Annotated in this window: 14 protein-coding genes; 9 read left to right on the forward strand and 5 right to left on the reverse strand. The window is 70.9% G+C overall.

The window, feature by feature from the left end; all coding sequences use genetic code 11:
- Positions 1-31 precede the first annotated feature (31 nt).
- Positions 32-1,141: a fatty acid desaturase gene (locus Tsedi_RS03550; protein WP_143893670.1), complete on the forward strand. Its 1,110-nt coding sequence runs from the start codon at positions 32-34 to the stop codon at positions 1,139-1,141.
- A 97-nt stretch (positions 1,142-1,238) separates the two neighbouring features.
- Positions 1,239-2,744 (forward strand): DEAD/DEAH box helicase, encoded by a 1,506-nt coding sequence (locus Tsedi_RS03555; protein WP_143893672.1) that lies wholly within the window; start codon positions 1,239-1,241, stop codon positions 2,742-2,744.
- 9 nt (positions 2,745-2,753) lie between these two features.
- On the opposite strand, the gene Tsedi_RS03560 is transcribed toward Tsedi_RS03555, so the two are convergent.
- Positions 2,754-3,602 carry a symmetrical bis(5'-nucleosyl)-tetraphosphatase gene (locus tag Tsedi_RS03560; RefSeq protein ID WP_143893674.1) on the reverse strand — a complete coding sequence of 283 codons (849 nt, stop codon included), beginning with the start codon at positions 3,600-3,602 and terminating at the stop codon, positions 2,754-2,756.
- A gap of 11 nt (positions 3,603-3,613) precedes the next feature.
- On the opposite strand from Tsedi_RS03560, the gene Tsedi_RS03565 reads away from it, so the two are divergent.
- A complete protein-coding gene (locus Tsedi_RS03565; RefSeq protein WP_143893676.1) occupies positions 3,614-4,948 on the forward strand; it encodes a hemolysin family protein in 1,335 nt (444 codons plus the stop codon).
- Here Tsedi_RS03565 and Tsedi_RS03570 read toward each other — a convergent pair.
- Entirely contained in the window at positions 4,836-5,813 is a 978-nt protein-coding gene (locus tag Tsedi_RS03570; protein WP_143893678.1) for a LysR family transcriptional regulator, read from the reverse strand. The genes Tsedi_RS03565 and Tsedi_RS03570 overlap by 113 nt on opposite strands.
- Positions 5,814-5,934: 121 nt before the next feature.
- Between Tsedi_RS03570 and Tsedi_RS03575 the strand changes: the two genes are divergently transcribed.
- The 6 genes from Tsedi_RS03575 (at position 5,935) to Tsedi_RS03600 (ending at position 12,280) form a co-directional block, all read left to right on the forward strand.
- The gene (locus Tsedi_RS03575; protein WP_143893680.1) at positions 5,935-7,359 is read left to right on the forward strand and encodes a form I ribulose bisphosphate carboxylase large subunit; all 1,425 of its coding nucleotides are present in this window, start codon (positions 5,935-5,937) and stop codon (positions 7,357-7,359) included.
- Positions 7,360-7,407: 48 nt separating this feature from the next.
- The gene (locus Tsedi_RS03580) at positions 7,408-7,767 is read left to right on the forward strand and encodes a ribulose bisphosphate carboxylase small subunit (protein ID WP_143893682.1); all 360 of its coding nucleotides are present in this window, start codon (positions 7,408-7,410) and stop codon (positions 7,765-7,767) included.
- A 63-nt stretch (positions 7,768-7,830) separates the two neighbouring features.
- A complete protein-coding gene (locus tag Tsedi_RS03585) occupies positions 7,831-8,634 on the forward strand; it encodes a CbbQ/NirQ/NorQ/GpvN family protein (protein ID WP_143893684.1) in 804 nt (267 codons plus the stop codon).
- A gap of 25 nt (positions 8,635-8,659) precedes the next feature.
- Positions 8,660-10,960 (forward strand): nitric oxide reductase activation protein NorD, encoded by a 2,301-nt coding sequence (locus tag Tsedi_RS03590; protein WP_143893686.1) that lies wholly within the window; start codon positions 8,660-8,662, stop codon positions 10,958-10,960.
- Positions 10,961-11,018: 58 nt separating this feature from the next.
- The gene (locus Tsedi_RS03595) at positions 11,019-11,990 is read left to right on the forward strand and encodes a sodium-dependent bicarbonate transport family permease (RefSeq protein WP_143893688.1); all 972 of its coding nucleotides are present in this window, start codon (positions 11,019-11,021) and stop codon (positions 11,988-11,990) included.
- Between the two features lie 5 nt (positions 11,991-11,995).
- Positions 11,996-12,280, forward strand: a complete 285-nt coding sequence (locus Tsedi_RS03600) for a P-II family nitrogen regulator (RefSeq protein ID WP_143893690.1) — start codon at positions 11,996-11,998, stop codon at positions 12,278-12,280.
- 69 nt (positions 12,281-12,349) lie between these two features.
- Here Tsedi_RS03600 and Tsedi_RS03605 read toward each other — a convergent pair whose 3' ends face one another.
- From Tsedi_RS03605 to Tsedi_RS03615, 3 genes are all read right to left on the reverse strand, one after another.
- On the reverse strand, positions 12,350-13,207 hold the full coding sequence (locus Tsedi_RS03605) for a protein NO VEIN domain-containing protein (protein ID WP_246099165.1): 858 nt from the start codon (positions 13,205-13,207) through the stop codon (positions 12,350-12,352).
- 110 nt (positions 13,208-13,317) lie between these two features.
- Positions 13,318-14,895 carry a cryptochrome/photolyase family protein gene (locus Tsedi_RS03610; protein WP_143893692.1) on the reverse strand — a complete coding sequence of 526 codons (1,578 nt, stop codon included), beginning with the start codon at positions 14,893-14,895 and terminating at the stop codon, positions 13,318-13,320.
- Positions 14,892-15,050, reverse strand: a complete 159-nt coding sequence (locus Tsedi_RS03615; protein ID WP_143893985.1) for a DUF2256 domain-containing protein — start codon at positions 15,048-15,050, stop codon at positions 14,892-14,894. Before Tsedi_RS03615 ends, Tsedi_RS03610 begins: the two co-directional genes overlap by 4 nt.
- Between the last annotated feature and the right edge of the window lie 7 nt (positions 15,051-15,057).

The raw sequence follows: 15,057 nt of genomic DNA on the forward strand, positions 1-15,057 counted from the left end.
CTTTTCGCGCGTACCGGTTCCGATCACCGTCATGACCCAGGAAAACCCCTCCGCCGCCGCGCTGGCGGCCCAGCCGATCCCCCCCGGCGCCCCGCTGCCGCACCGCAAGATCATCCGCAGCTGGATCACGCCGCTGTCGCAGCGCCGCACCGCCATCGCCGTGCTGCTGCTGTTGTTGGACTGGGCGATCTTTGCCGCGCTGATGGCCGGCACCGTCGCCTTCGAGGCCTGGTGGGCCAAGCTGCTGTGCGGGCTGGCGGCCGGCTTCATGATCGGCCGTCTGTTCATCATCGGCCATGACGCCTGCCACCAGAGCTACACGCCGCACCGCGGCCTCAACAAGCTGCTGGGCCGCCTCGCGATGCTGCCGTCGCTGACGCCCTACAGTCTGTGGGAGGTGGGGCACAACGTCGTGCATCACGGCTACACCAACCTCAAGGGCGTGGACTTCGTCTGGGCGCCACTGACCAAGGAAGAGTTCGACGCGCTGCCGCGCTGGCGCCAGTGGCTGGAGCGCGTCTACCGCAGCGGCTGGGGACCGGCGCTGTACTACCTGGTCGAGATGTGGTGGCTGCGCATGTTCTTCCCGCGCAAGGCCTACATGGGCGCGCGCCGGCCGGAGTTCATCTGGGACGGCGTGTTCGTGCTGGTGGTGGGGCTGGCCTGGATCGGGGCGATGGTGGCCGCGGCGCTGCTGACCGGGCAGTCGGTGGCGCTGCAGGTGATCATGGGCTTCGTCGTGCCGTTCCTGTTCTGGAACGCGATGATCGGCTTCGTCGTGTACGTGCACCACACGCACCCGGCGGTGCAGTGGCACGACGACAAGATCGCCTGGGCCAAGGCGGCACCGTTCGTCTCCACGACCGTGCATCTGGAGTTTCCGCTCAAGATCGGCGCGCTGATGCACCACATCATGGAGCACACCGCGCACCACGTCGACATGAGCGTGCCGCTGTACAAGCTCAGGCAGGCGCAGAAGAAGCTGGAGGAGATGCTGCCCGGGCGCATCATCGTGCAGCGTTTCAGCTGGCGCTGGTACTTCGACACCGCGCGCCGCTGCAAGCTGTACGACTTCACGCGCCGCTGCTGGACCGACTTCCAGGGTCGTCCGACCAGCGATCCGGCGCCGTCGTACGCCTGAGCTGCGGGTCGGGCGGGCAGCGCGCGGGCGGCCGCTGGCGGGCGGCCGCCCGTGTCGTTTCATGCGCGGCGGGTGCTGCGGTGCGACAATGCGGCCTATGAGTTCCGAATCGACCGCTACCCCTCCCACCTTCGCCAGTCTGGGGCTGGCCGAGCCGCTGACGCGCGCGGTGGCCGAGATGGGCTACACGTCCATGACGCCGATCCAGGCCCGGGCCATTCCGGTGGTGCTGCAGGGTCGCGACGTGATGGGGGCGGCGCAGACCGGCACCGGCAAGACGGCGGCGTTCTCCCTGCCGCTGCTGCAGCGGCTGTTGCGTCACGCCAACACCTCGACGTCACCCGCGCGCCATCCGGTGCGGGCGCTGGTGCTGCTGCCCACCCGCGAGCTCGCGGACCAGGTGGCGCAGCAGGTGCGGCTGTACGCCAAGTACACCCCGCTGCGCAGCGCCGTGGTGTTCGGCGGCATGGACATGAAGCCGCAGGTCGAGGAGCTGCGCAAGGGCGTGGAGATCCTGGTGGCCACGCCGGGGCGGCTGCTGGATCACATCGAGGCGCGCTCGGTGGTGCTCAACCAGGTCGAGTACGTCGTGCTGGACGAGGCCGACCGCATGCTCGACATCGGCTTCCTGCCGGATCTGCAGCGCATCCTGGCCTACCTGCCGCGGCAGCGCACGACGCTGCTGTTCTCGGCCACCTTCTCGCCGGAGATCAAGCGGCTGGCCGCCAGCTACCTGCAGGATCCGGTGGTCATCGAAGTGGCGCGCCCCAATACCACCGCCTCCACCGTCGAGCAGCGCTTCTTCCGTGTCGAGGAGGAGGACAAGCGCGCGGCGCTGAAGGCCCTGCTGCGCGCGCACGCGATCCAGCAGGCCTTCGTCTTCGTCAACAGCAAGCTGGGCTGCGCACGGCTGGCGCGGGCGCTGCAGCGCGACGGCTTGGCGGTGGCGGCGCTGCACGGCGACAAGAGCCAGGACGAGCGCCTCAAGGCGCTGGAGGCGTTCAAGCAGGGCCAGGTGCAGCTGCTCGTCTGCACCGACGTGGCCGCGCGCGGGCTGGACATCAAGGACGTGCCGGCGGTGTTCAACGTCGATGTGCCGTTCAACGCCGAGGACTACGTGCACCGCATCGGCCGCACCGGGCGCGCCGGCGCCACCGGCTTGGCCTTGACCTTCGTCACCGGACGCGACGCGCGCCAGCTGGCCGAGATCGAGAAGCTGATCGGCCGCAAGGCCGAGGTGGAGCCGCTGGAGCTGCCCGACGAGCGTCGCGGCCGCCCGGCGCGCGGCCATGACGGGGCGCGTGGCGCGCGCGGCGCGGTGGCCGCGGCGCCGCAGGAGGCCGCCCCTGGCCGTGCCCAGGCGGCCGCCCCGGCACGCCCGCCGGTGCCGCCGTCCGCCAGCCCGGACCCGCTCGGCGACCGGCCCTACGAGCCGTCGCTGCCGCCGGACGTCACCCCGGAGTGGGAACGCAACGCGCGCAGCGCGGCGCCGAAGGGGCTGTCCGCCTACATCCGCCCCAAGCGCAAGGTGCCGGCCCTGCTGCGTGCGCCGCTGCCGGCCGCCGCGCCGGCGGCGCCAGCCGACAGCGCGGTGACGGCCTAGGCCCGTGCCCTAGCGTCCCGGCCGCTGCGCCTGCGGGCAGGGGATGCGGACGACCTCCACGGCGCGGGCGTCGGCCGCCTCGACGCCGTCGGGCAGGCGGGCGGCGCTGAGCTGGCCGCCCCAGACGCAGCCGCTGTCCAGCGCCAGCAGGTCGGCGCGCTGCAGCGGCCCGAGCGTCGACCAGTGACCGAACGCGATCGGCGTGCCGGCGCTGCGGCGGCCCGGTGCGTCGAACCACGGCACGTGGCCGGGCGGGGCGCCGTCGCGACCGTCCTTCGTGTCGAACTCCATCACGCCGTCGGGCGTGCAGTAGCGCAGCCGCGTCAGCGCGTTGACGATCACGCGCAGCCGCGCCTCGCCCTGCAGGCGGTCGTCCCAGGCCGCCGGCTCGTTGCCGTACATGCGGTGCAGCCAGGCGTCGCGCTGCGGGCTGCGCAGCACCGCTTCCACCTCGGCCGCCAGCGCCAGCGTCTGCGCCGCATTCCAGGCCGGCAGCACTCCGGCGTGCACCAGCAGCCAGCCGCGCTCGCGCAGCGCCAGCGGCCGGTGCGCCAGCCACTGCAGCAGCGCGCCGCGGTCGGGGGCGGCGAGGATCGTCTCCAGCGTGTCGCTGCGGTGCGGGGGGCGCACGCCGGCCGCCACCGCCAGCAGGTGCAGGTCGTGGTTGCCGAGCAGCGTCTCGGCCGCGCCCTCCAGCCGCATCAGGCGGCGCAACACCGCCAGGGACTGCGGCCCGCGGTTGACCAGATCGCCCAGCACGATGAAGCGGTCGCGGCTGGGCGAGAAGCCCACCTCGGCCAGCAGGCGCTGCAGCGCCTTGTCGCACCCCTGCACGTCGCCGATCAGGTACAGTGCCATGGCGCAAGATTATGGACGTGCTCATCATCCTGCTGCTGGCGCTGCTCAGCGGCCTGTTCTCGATGACCGAGATCGCGGTGGTGTCCAGCCGCCGCGTGCGGCTGGAGGCGCTGGCCGGCGACGGCGACCGCGGCGCGCGCGCGGCGCTGTGGCTGCAGGACAACCCGACGCTGTTCTTCTCGACGATCCAGATGGGCAACACGACGGTGGCGTTGCTCAACGGCATCGTCGGCGAGGGGGCGTTCGGCGCCGGACTGGCGGCCGCGCTGCATGGCCTCGGCCTGCCGGAGACGGTGGCCGAGGCGCTGGCCACGACGCTGGTGGTGGCCGGCGTCACCTACGTCACGATCGTCATCGGCGAGCTGGTGGCCAAGCGCATCGGCCAGAGTGCCCCGGAGGCCATCGCGCGCTGGATGGCGCGGCCGCTGCTGGCGCTGGCCACGGTGGCCAAGCCGGCGGTGGCGCTGCTGGCGGCCTCCACCAACGCGATCCTGCGGCTGCTGGGCATTCCGCCGCTGCCGCGGCACGAGGTGACGGTGGAGGAGATCCAGGCGCAGCTGGCGCACGGGGTGCGCTCCGGCGTGATCGAGCGCGACGAGCACCGCATGGTGCACAACGTGCTGGCGCTGGACGAGCGCCAGCTCGGCAGCCTGATGGTGCCGCGTGCCGAGATCGACTGGCTGGAGGCCGAGCGGCCGCTGGCCGAGGTGCTGGCGCACGCGCGTCACGGCGGACATTCGTGGTACCCGGTGTGCCACGGCGGGCTGGACGACGTGCTCGGCGTCATCCATCTGTCGCACCTGATCGCGCTGGAGGAGACCGGCGGGCGCGAGCGCGACTGGGCGCGCGACGTGCAGCCAGCGGTGTTCGTGCCGGAAACGCTGTCCGGGCTGGACCTGCTGGAGCAGTTCCGCGCGCGCGCGATGCGCATGGTGTTCGTGGTGGACGAGTACGGGGAGGTGCAGGGGCTGCTGACGCCGCTGGACCTGCTGGAGGCGATCACCGGCGAGCTGCCGGGCGACGAGCCGCACGACGCCTGGGCCACCCCGCAGCCCGACGGTTCGTGGCTGCTGGACGGCAGCATGCCGGCACACGAGTTCAAGACCCGGCTGGAGATCGCGGCGCTGCCGGACGAGGACCGCGACCGCTACGCCACGCTGGCCGGGCTGATGCAGACGGTGGCCGGCAATCTGCTGAAGATCGGCGATGCGGTGGAAGTGGCCGGCTGGCGGCTCACGGTGCTGTCGATGCAGGGGCGCCGGATCGACCGCGTGCGCGCCGAGCGGCTGGCGGACGGCGAGCCGGGGCCGACGCCTGACCCCGGTGCGCATACAGCCAGTCCTTGAACGCCGCCGCCGCCGGTGAGAGCCGCTTGCCGCGCGGGTACACCACGTGCCACTGGCGCAGCAGCGGAAAGCCCTGCACGTCCAGCTGCACCAGCTCGCCCAGCGCCAGCTCGGCGGCCACCGTATGGGCCGACAGCACCGCCAGCCCCAGCCCGCCGGCCACGGTCTGCTTGATCGCCTCGTTGCTGCCGACTTCCAACCGGGCGCGCACCCGCACGCCCAGGGCGTCGAAGAAGCGCTGCATGGTGGCCCGCGTGCCGCTGCCGGGCTCGCGCAGGATGAAGGGTTCGCCTTCCAGCCGGCGCGGGTCGATGGCGCGCTCGCGCGCCAGCGGATGGTCGGGCGGGGCCACCAGCACCAGCGGGTTGTCGGCGAACGGCTCGCTGACGACGTCCCATTCCTGCGGCGGCTGGCCGAGGATGTAGAGGTCGTCCTGGTTGGCCGCCAGCCGCTGCAGCAGCGCATCGCGGTTGCCCACCACCATGGCCACCTCGATGCCGGGATGGGCGGCGGCGAAGCTGCCCAGCAGCTTGGGCACGACGTACTTGACCGTGGTCAGGATCGCCAGCCGCACGCTGCCCTTCTCGATGCCCTGCAGCGCGGCGATGTCCTCCGCGAGCCGGCGCAGCCGTTCCTCGACGTCGGCGGCGGCCTGCGCCAGCGCGTGGCCGGCGGCGGTCAGATAGATGCGCCGGCCGATCTGCTCCACCAGTGGCTGCCCCACCGTGCCGGCCAGCTGCTTGACCTGCAGCGACAGCGTCGGCGGCGCCAGGTGCAGCGCCTCGGCCGCGCGCGCGAAGCTGCCGTGCTGCGCCACGGCGTGGAAGATGCGCAGCTGATGCAGGGTGAGGTGGCGCGGGTTCATGGATTTATTCCAATAAAGTGCTTCGGTTTGAATATTTTACTTTTCATGAGTAGAAGCGGCGTCTACGATCCGCCCAGACCTGACAGGAGCGCAGGTTGCGCCATCAACCCGAGGAGTGAGCATGAGCACACGCAAGACCTACGACGCCGGCGTCAAGGAATACCGGACGATGTACTGGCAGCCGGATTACCAGGTGAAGGACTCCGATTTCCTGGCCTGTTTCAAGATCGTCCCGCAGCCGGGCGTGCCGCGCGAGGAAGCCGCGGCGGCCGTGGCGGCCGAGTCGTCCACCGCCACCTGGACCACGGTGTGGACCGACCTGCTGACGGATCTGGAGTACTACAAGGGCCGCGCCTACGCGATCGAGGACGTGCCGGGCAGCGACGAGGCGTTCTACGCCTTCATCGCCTACCCGATGGACCTGTTCGAGGAAGGCTCGGTGGTCAACGTGTTCACCTCGCTGGTGGGCAACGTGTTCGGCTTCAAGGCGGTGCGCTCGCTGCGGCTGGAGGACGTGCGCTTCCCGCTGTGGTTCGTCACCACCTGCCCCGGGCCGCCGCACGGCATCCAGGTCGAACGTGACAAGCTGGACAAGTACGGCCGGCCGCTGCTGGGCTGCACGATCAAGCCCAAGCTCGGCTTGTCGGCGCGCAACTACGGGCGCGCGGTCTACGAGTGCCTGCGCGGCGGGCTGGATTTCACGAAGGACGACGAGAACGTCAACAGCCAGCCCTTCATGCGCTGGCGCGACCGCTTCCTGTTCTGTCAGGAGGCGACCGAGAAGGCCGAGAAGGAGACCGGCGAGCGCAAGGGGCACTACCTCAACGTGACCGCCCCGACGATGGAGGAAATCTACAAGCGCGCCGAGTTCGCCAAGGAGATCGGCGCCAAGATCATCATGTCGGACTACCTCACGGTGGGCTGGGCGGCGCACCAGAGTCTGTCGAAGTGGTGCCGCGACAACGGGATGCTGCTGCACGTGCACCGCGCCATGCACGCCGTCATCGACCGCAACCCCAACCACGGCATCAACTTCCGCGTGCTGGCCAAGCTGCTGCGCCTGATCGGCGGCGACCATCTGCACTCCGGCACGGTGGTCGGCAAGCTGGAGGGGGACCGCGCCGCCACGCTGGGCTGGATCGACCTGATGCGTGACCGCTACGTCAAGGCCGACCGCTCGCGCGGCATCTTCTTCGACCAGGACTGGGGCGCGATGCCGGGCGTCTTCCCGGTGGCTTCCGGCGGCATCCATGTCTGGCACATGCCGGCGCTGGTGTCGATCTTCGGCGACGACTCGGTGCTGCAGTTCGGCGGCGGCACGCTGGGCCACCCCTGGGGCAACGCCGCCGGTGCGTGCGCCAACCGCGTGGCGCTGGAGGCCTGCGTGCAGGCGCGCAACGAGGGGCGCCAGGTCGAGCGCGAGGGCAAGGAGATCCTGACCGAGGCGGCCAAGTCGTGCCCCGAGCTGCGCGTCGCGATGGAGACGTGGAAGGAGATCAAGTTCGAGTTCGACACGGTGGACAAGCTCGACGTGCAGCACCGCTGAGCCGTCCTCCCGCCAACGCCCTGAACCGTCGAAGAAAGGAACACAGTCATGAGCAACCAAGTGCAGGATTACCCCTCGCGCCTGTCCGATCCGGCCAGCCGAAAGATGGGCACCTTCTCGTACCTGCCGCCGATGGACGAGCAGAAGATCCGCCGGCAGATCGAGTGGATCGTCAAGAACGGCTGGAACCCGGCCATCGAGCACACCGAGCCGGAAAACGCCTGGAGCCACTACTGGTACATGTGGAAGCTGCCGATGTTCGGCGAGACCGACGTCGAGCGCATCCTGGCCGAGCTGGAGGCGTGTCACCGTGCCAATCCCGGCAACCACGTGCGCCTGATCGGCTATGACAACTACCGCCAGACCCAGGGCACCAGCATCGTGGTCTACCGCGGCCGCATGGTCTGAGCCGGCGCTGCCAGCCACCGTGGGGGGCCGTACCGCGGCGCCCCCGCGCACCAGGAGGGGACGATGAGCGATCCGATGGAGGCGTACCGCATCGACGCCGAGCCGTATTACCGGCCGGTGGGCGATGAGATCGAGCTGTTCGAAGCCGCGTATGCGGCGCGCATGCCGATGATGCTCAAGGGCCCGACGGGCTGCGGCAAGTCGCGCTTCGTCGAACACATGGCCTGGCGCCTGCGCCGTCCGCTGGTGACGGTGGCCTGCAACGAGGACATGACGGCGGCCGACCTGGTGGGGCGCTTTCTGCTGGACGCCGAGGGCACGCGCTGGCAGGACGGGCCGCTGACGCTGGCGGCGCGCCACGGCGCGATCTGCTACCTCGACGAGGTGGTGGAGGCGCGCCAGGACACGACGGTGGTGATCCATCCGCTGACCGACAGCCGTCGCGTGCTGCCGCTGGAGAAGAAGGGCGAGCTGCTGCGCGCGCATCCCGATTTCGTGCTGGTCATCTCGTACAACCCGGGTTACCAGACGCTGCTGAAGGACCTGAAGCAGTCGACCAAGCAGCGCTTCGGTGCGCTGGACTTCGGGTATCCCGAACATGCGGTCGAGGTCGAGATCGTCGTGCACGAGACGGGCGTGACGACGGCGGTGGCCGACAAGCTGGTGGCGATCGCCGAGCGCGCGCGCAACCTCAAGGGCCACGGGCTCGAGGAAGGCATCTCGACGCGCATGCTGGTGCACGCCGGCAAGTTGATCGCGCAGGGCGTGGAACCGCGCGCGGCGTGCCGGGTGGCGCTGGTGCGGCCGATCACCGACGACGCGGACATGCGCGACGCGCTGGACGCGGCGGTGGCCACCTACTTCTGAGGCCGCCGGCGGCGGAGGGCGGGACGTGCGGCTGGCCGACTACGCCGAGCTGACCGAGGGCTGGAGCGCTGCCCAGCGCACGGCGCTGGAAGCGGCCTGGCAGGAGGCTGCGCGCGTGCTGTCGCCGCGCGGGCTGGACAACTGGCTCAAGGGGGCGGCGGCGCTGGCGCGCATGGGCCGCGGCGAGGGGGTGGTGACGTCGTGGCTGGAGGCCGCCCCGGCGGTGGCGCGCGAGGTCGGCGAGGACGTCATCCCCGAGCTGGCCCAGCAATGCCTGCTGTTTGCCTCGCGCACGTCGGCGGCGGTGATCGAGCTGATCGTGGCCACGGCGCCGGTGGCGGCGCGACGGCTGGGCGATGCGGAGCTGTTCCTCGGCTACCTGCAGCTGCTCAACGTGCTGCTGGGCCAGGCGCCGCGCGGGCTGCGCCCGATGCTCGAGCACCTGGATGCGCTGTTGGGTGTGCTGACGCTGGGCGGGTTGCGGCGCTGGGCGCTGTGGGGCGCCCAGGCCCACCGCACTGACTACGAGGCGCAGGCGCGCTATTTCGCGCTGCAGTCGCCGCAAGCGCTGGCGGTGCTGCAGAAGGAGCGCAAGGGCACGCTGTTCGTCGACATCCAGCGCCGGCTGGGTATGTACCTGCGCGCGCTGTGGGGGAGGGACTTCCTGCTGCGGCCCAGCGCCGGCGACGGCGACGCGCCCACGCGGCCGTTCATCGCCGGCCAGGTGCTGCACCTGCCCGACGCGCTGGACGACGAGGGCGACGTGACGGCGATGGATCGCTACCGCGCGGCGGCGGCGCACGCCGCGGCCCACATCGTCTCGCTGCCGCGCCACCTGGAGGGGGCCGGACTCGGGGCGCTGGAGAAGGCCTGCGTCGGCGTGTTCGAGGACGCGCGCGCCGAGGCACTGGCGATCGCGCGCTTTCCGCGCCTGGGCGATCTGTGGCGGCGCCTGCACGACGCGCGTCCGCAAGGCGAGACGGCGGCGGCGCTACTGGCGCGCATCGCGCGCGCGCTGCTGGATCCGGCCTACGAGGACGGGCACCCGCTGGTGGCGTGGGCGCGCGAGCAATTCGAGACCATGCCGCTGGAGCGCCCGCGCGCGGCGCACGCACTGGGCCTGGAGCTGGCGGCGCAGCTGCGCGCGCGCGGGGCGGCCTTTTCGCCGCAGCGCGACCGCATCGGCCCCGACTATCGCGACGACAACCGCTACCTGTGGGAGTTCGACCCGGACGCTGCCGATTGGTACGTCCCGGCGACCGAGGCGGCGCCGCGGCAGGTACGCAAGTACGTCTCCGTGATGGAGATGGTCAACGAGGTCGAGGTCGAGACCGCCGGCGATGATGCGCAGGAAATCTGGGTCTGCGCCAGCGAGCTGTTCGACGACGACGGCACCTCGTTCAACGCGCGCGAGGGACGCGAGCCGTTGCCCGAGCCGCGCCATTACGACGAATTCGACTACCACCTCCAGCTCGATCGGCCGGCCTGGGTGACGGTGCTGGAGAAGCGGCCCAAACTGGGCGATCCCGCCGAGGTGGAGGCGCTGCTGGCCGAGCATCAGGACGTGACGCGGCAGCTGCGCCGCCTGCTTGATGCGCTGCAGCCGCAGGGCGTGCAGCGCATCCGCAAGCTGGAAAACGGTGACGACGTCGACCTGGACGCCGCGGTGCGGGCGGCGGTGGACCGCCGGCTCGGGCGCCAGCCCGACCCGCGCGTGATGCTGCGCACGCAGCGCAAGGTGCGCGACATCGCGGTGCTGGTGCTGCTGGATCTTTCGGCCTCCACCCAGGATCGGCTGCCGGGCAGCGAGCGCACCGTGCTGGAGCTGACCCGCGCAGCCACCGCGCTGCTGGGGCAGGCCATTCACCAGGTCGGTGACCGCTTCGCGATCCACGGCTTTTGCTCCGACGGCCGCCACAACGTCTTCTACGAGCGTTTCAAGGATTTCGAGCAGCCCTGGGGCGAGCTGGCCAAGGCGCGCCTGGCGGGGATGCAGGGGCGGCTGTCGACCCGCATGGGCGCGGCCATCCGCCACGCCGGCCATCACCTGGGGCGCGTGGCGGCGGCGCGCCGGCTGCTGCTGGTCGTCACCGACGGCGAGCCCGCCGACGTCGACGTGCGCGATCCGGCCTATCTGCGGCACGATGCCCGCCGCGCCGTCGACACCGTGGTGGCGCAGGGTGTGCAGCCGTTCTGCCTGACGCTGGATCCGCGCGCCGACCGCTACGTCGCCTCGATCTTCGGGCCGCGCAACTACCTCATCCTCGACCGCGTCGAGCAGCTGCCCCAGCGCCTGCCGCTGCTGTATACGGCGTTGGCGCGCTGAAGGCTCGGCCCGGCGCGGGGGCGGAACCTTTGGCGCGCGCCCGGCTCTCAACGGCACCGTGCTTGACCCCATCGTGCTGTTCTTCCTGCTCGGCGTGCTGGCCGGGCTGAGCAAGTCGGACCTCAAGATCCCGGCGGCGATCTACGAGGCCCTGTCGATCTACCTGCTGTTGGCCATCGGACTCAAGGGCGGGGTGGAGCTGTCGCGCTACCCGCTGGGGGAGCTGTTGCACAGCAGCGCGTGGGTGCTGGCCGCGGGCCTGGCGATCCCGCTGATCGCCTACCCGGTGCTGCGCCATCTGGGCCGGTTCGGCCACCACGATGCGGCGGCCATCGCGGCCCACTACGGGTCGGTCAGCGTGGTCACCTACTCGGTGGCCGTGGCCGCGCTCGGCGAGGCCGGCATCGGCCACGACGGCGTGATGGTGATCTACCTCGTGCTGCTGGAGATGCCGGCGCTGCTGCTCGGCGTGGTGCTGGCGCGGCTGGGCGATGCGCCCGCCGGCGGCGGTGGCCGCCTGCAGGCGCTGCGCCAGGTGCACTGGGGGCGCCTGGCGCACGAGGTGTTCCTCGGCAAGAGCATCCTGCTGCTGGCCGGCGGGCTGGTGATCGGCTACGTGGCCGGTGAGGCCGGCTACGCGCCGATCGCGCCGGTGTTCCGCGACGCCTTCAAGGGAGTGCTGGCGCTGTTCCTGCTCGAGATGGGGCTGGTGGCGGCCTCGCGCGCGGGAGCGTTTCGCACCAGCGGCGTGTTCCTGCTCGGCTTCGCCATCGTCATGCCGCTGGTGGCCGCCGCCATCGGCATCGCCACGGCCCGGCAGCTGGGCTTCTCGGTGGGCAACGCGGCGCTGCTGGCTACGCTGTATGCCAGCGCGTCGTACATCGCAGCGCCGGCGGCCATGCGCATTGCCGTGCCGCAGGCCAACCCGGCGCTGTCGATCGGCGCCTCGCTCGGCATCACCTTCCCCTTCAACCTTTTCGTCGGCATCCCGATCTACCTGTGGATGGCGCGGACCTTCATTGCGGGCTGACGGCCATGGCGCGACCTGCCAAACTCGTGACCGTGTACTGCGAGGCGGTGCTGGAGCCGCTGGTGATCCGCGAGCTGGACCGGCTCGGGGTCGTCGGCTACACCGTCAGCGACTGCCGCGGCCGCGGCCAGCGCGGCGAGCGCGGCGGCCAGTGGCGCATGAGCGCCAACGTGCGCATCGAGGTGGTGTGCGACCCCGTCACCAGCGAGCGCATCGCCGCGGCGCTGCGGCCGTATGAGCCGGACTATGGCCTGCTGGTGGTGCGCGGCGATGTCGAGGTGTTGAATTGACCCCTGGAGACGCTGCCGGCCTGAGTGCCGTGAAGTCCCGGAGTTCGGAAGTTGGCACCCGAACGCTCACTACCGGGGCCACGCCAAGAATGAGACCGCAGACAGCTGGCAGGTTTGCCGTATGGCGCCGCTCAGGATGTACAGGCGGGGCGTGCGCCGGAACTCGTACAGCCGGTACACGTGGTAGTGTGCGGCGTGTCGGCTGGACGTCTCGACTTCGTGACGGGTGACGTAGAACGGCGTGTGATCGCCATACTTGGTCGTCTTGACTTCGATCAGCCTTTCTTCGCCTGACGGTTCGAACGATAGGATGTCGTACCCCTCATGGTCGCCTCGAACCCGAGCCGTATGCTCAATCCGAGCGGCGAGCTGCTCGCATCCGAGGCGTGTCAGCCGCTCCTGTTCGTAACGGAGCACGAACTGCTCGCCGGCGGCGCCAAGAGATCGGTTGGCGGCCTCGCGTTCGAGGTAGTCGACCCCACCAACCCTTGGCATGGACTGGAGCCTCGCGAGGCCTGGCCGCGATGGGGGCGACACGTTCAGATGGGGCGGATTGCGTTTTACCGCCAGCACATCGTCGACTTCGGGCATGACCATCGGCCGGTCGGCGTCTGCCGCGGCGAGGTCTTGCAGCTTCGTGTTGGCCGCCAGTCGCTCGGTGACGACGTCGTTCAACAGCGCCTGGTAGTGGTACCGTGGTCGGTAACCGGCCAAATAGGGGTAGCCAGCGTCGATCAGCGCTGCGCTGATGTTGCAGTATTTGAACTCGATGGCCTGCTCGGAGCGGTCTTGCAGGCGCGATTGCAGGGCTCGTCGGTGCGCAGCCTTGCTGTACCGCGTGCCCGTCAGCTCATGCGCCAGCATGACGAGATAGTCGTCGACGATCGCCTCCAGCTCCGATCGGGACCAATCGCGGTTGCGCATCATGCGGTGGGACGTTCAAAAGGCGAGAGATACAGGTGGACGACGCCGTGTCGTACGCCACAGGATTCTAGGCTCGTGTTCCGTGGCGAAAGGCAAGGCAGCGGGCCGAAGCTTCAGGCGTCATCCCATCGCTGCACGAGATGCTCCGCCCACGTCCGCACCGCGTGCCGCTCGTCGTCGGGCAGCTGGCGCCACTGGCGCACCATCATCGCCATGCGCGGGTGGGTGGCGAAGCGCGCCTCGTGCCGGGCGATGAAGTCCCAGTAGAGCGCGTTGAACGGGCAGGCGTCGGCGCCGGTGCGGCGCCGGGGATCGTAGCGGCAGCCGCGGCAGTGGTCGCCCATGCGCTGCAGGTAGGCGGCGCTGGCGGCATAGGGCTTGGTGGCCATCAGGCCGCCGTCGGCCCACTGGCTCATGCCGAGCGTGTTGGGCGCCTCCACCCACTCGAAGGCGTCGACGTAGACGCCGAGGTACCAGCGGTGCACCTCGGCCGGGTCGCAGCCGGCGATCAGCGCGAAGTTGCCGGTGACCATCAGCCGCTGGATGTGGTGAGCGTAGGCGTCGCGCAGCGTCTGGCCGATGGCGGCGCGCAGGCAGGCCATGTCCGTCTCACCGTCCCAGTAGAAGCGCGGCAGCGGTCGGGTGTGGGCCAGCGCGTTGCGTTCGGTGTAGCCCGGCATGTGCGCCCAGTAGACGCCGCGCACGTACTCACGCCAGCCGAGGATCTGACGGATGAAGCCTTCGACGCTGGCCAGCGGGGCGTGGCCGGCGCGCCAGGCATCCTCGGCGCGGCGGATCACCTCCAGCGGGTGCAGCAGCTTGACGTTGAGCGCGAACGACAGTTGCGAGTGGAACAAGCGCGGGCGCCCCTCGGCCAGCGCGTCCTGGTAGGGGCCGAAGTGCGGCAGCGCCTGTTCGACGAAGGCGTCCAGCTGCGCCAGCGCCTCGGCGCGCGTCAGCGGCCACGGCAGCGCCGCGGCGGCGGGCTCGCCAACGGTGGCCACGCCGGCCTGCCGCACCATCGCCCACAGCGCGCGCACGTCGTGCCGCGGGCGGGGATCGGGTGGCTCGGGCGGCTGGCCGCGCCAGGGCTGGCGGTTGGCGGCGTCGAAGTTCCAGCGTCCGCCGGCGGGCTGATCGCCGTCCATCAGCACGCCGTGTTCACGGCGCAGCGCGCGGTAGAGGTGCTCCATGACCCAGCGCCGCCGAGCGCCGAGCCGCCGCGCCACGCCGTCGCGCGGCAGCAGGAAGTGCCGCGTCTCCACCATGCGCACCGGCAGCGGCGCCTGCTGCGCCCAGCGGCGCAGCGCCGCATCGAGCCGCCATTCGTCGGGCTGCTGGTATTCCACCGCCCGCGCACCGTGCGCCTGCGCCAGCGCCTGCAGGTTGGCCACCACGTCCTGCCGGTTGTGCGGGTGGTCGAGCGCGATGTAGCGCACCCGGTGGCCGCGCTGGCGCAGCGCGGCGGCAAACGCGCGCATCGCGGCGAAGATCGCCAGCACCTTCTGCGTGTGGTGGCGGGCGTAGTCGGTCTCGCTGCGCACCTCCATCATGACGTGGAGCACGTCGGCGCGCGGCTCGCACAGCCACGGGTGGTCGAGGTCGAGCTGGTCGCCGAGGATCAGCCGCAGCGTCGGTGCGGCCACGCTGGCCGCCTCGCCGGTCGGCGCGGCGAGACAGGCGCCGTTCAAGCGTCGGACTCCTTTCGCGCCGCAGGGCGCTGGCGCCGGCAGCGTTCGGAGCAGTAGACGACACGTTCCCAGTCGCGCGCCCACTTGCGCCGCCACGCGAACGGGCGGCCGCAGACGAGGCAGGTCTTGGTCGGCAGGAAGGGCTTGCGGTGCATCGCGGAA

This window comes from Tepidimonas sediminis (genome assembly GCF_007556605.1).
Taxonomy (GTDB): Bacteria; Pseudomonadota; Gammaproteobacteria; order Burkholderiales; family Burkholderiaceae_C; genus Tepidimonas; species Tepidimonas sediminis.

Bases quoted from the DNA above. Each gene is read 5' to 3' on its own strand.
- Tsedi_RS03580 (WP_143893682.1), top strand. From the start codon at position 7,408: ATGAGCAACCAAGTGCAGGATTACCCCTCGCGCCTGTCCGATCCGGCC.
- Tsedi_RS03575 (WP_143893680.1), top strand. From the start codon at position 5,935: ATGAGCACACGCAAGACCTACGACGCCGGCGTCAAGGAATACCGGACG.
- Tsedi_RS03555 (WP_143893672.1), top strand. From the start codon at position 1,239: ATGAGTTCCGAATCGACCGCTACCCCTCCCACCTTCGCCAGTCTGGGG.
- Tsedi_RS03585 (WP_143893684.1), top strand. From the start codon at position 7,831: ATGAGCGATCCGATGGAGGCGTACCGCATCGACGCCGAGCCGTATTAC.
- Tsedi_RS03600 (WP_143893690.1), top strand. From the start codon at position 11,996: ATGGCGCGACCTGCCAAACTCGTGACCGTGTACTGCGAGGCGGTGCTG.
- Tsedi_RS03615 (WP_143893985.1), bottom strand. From the start codon at position 15,050: ATGCACCGCAAGCCCTTCCTGCCGACCAAGACCTGCCTCGTCTGCGGC.
- Tsedi_RS03570 (WP_143893678.1), bottom strand. From the start codon at position 5,813: ATGAACCCGCGCCACCTCACCCTGCATCAGCTGCGCATCTTCCACGCC.
- Tsedi_RS03550 (WP_143893670.1), top strand. From the start codon at position 32: ATGACCCAGGAAAACCCCTCCGCCGCCGCGCTGGCGGCCCAGCCGATC.
- Tsedi_RS03565 (WP_143893676.1), top strand. From the start codon at position 3,614: ATGGACGTGCTCATCATCCTGCTGCTGGCGCTGCTCAGCGGCCTGTTC.
- Tsedi_RS03560 (WP_143893674.1), bottom strand. From the start codon at position 3,602: ATGGCACTGTACCTGATCGGCGACGTGCAGGGGTGCGACAAGGCGCTG.
- Tsedi_RS03605 (WP_246099165.1), bottom strand. From the start codon at position 13,207: ATGATGCGCAACCGCGATTGGTCCCGATCGGAGCTGGAGGCGATCGTC.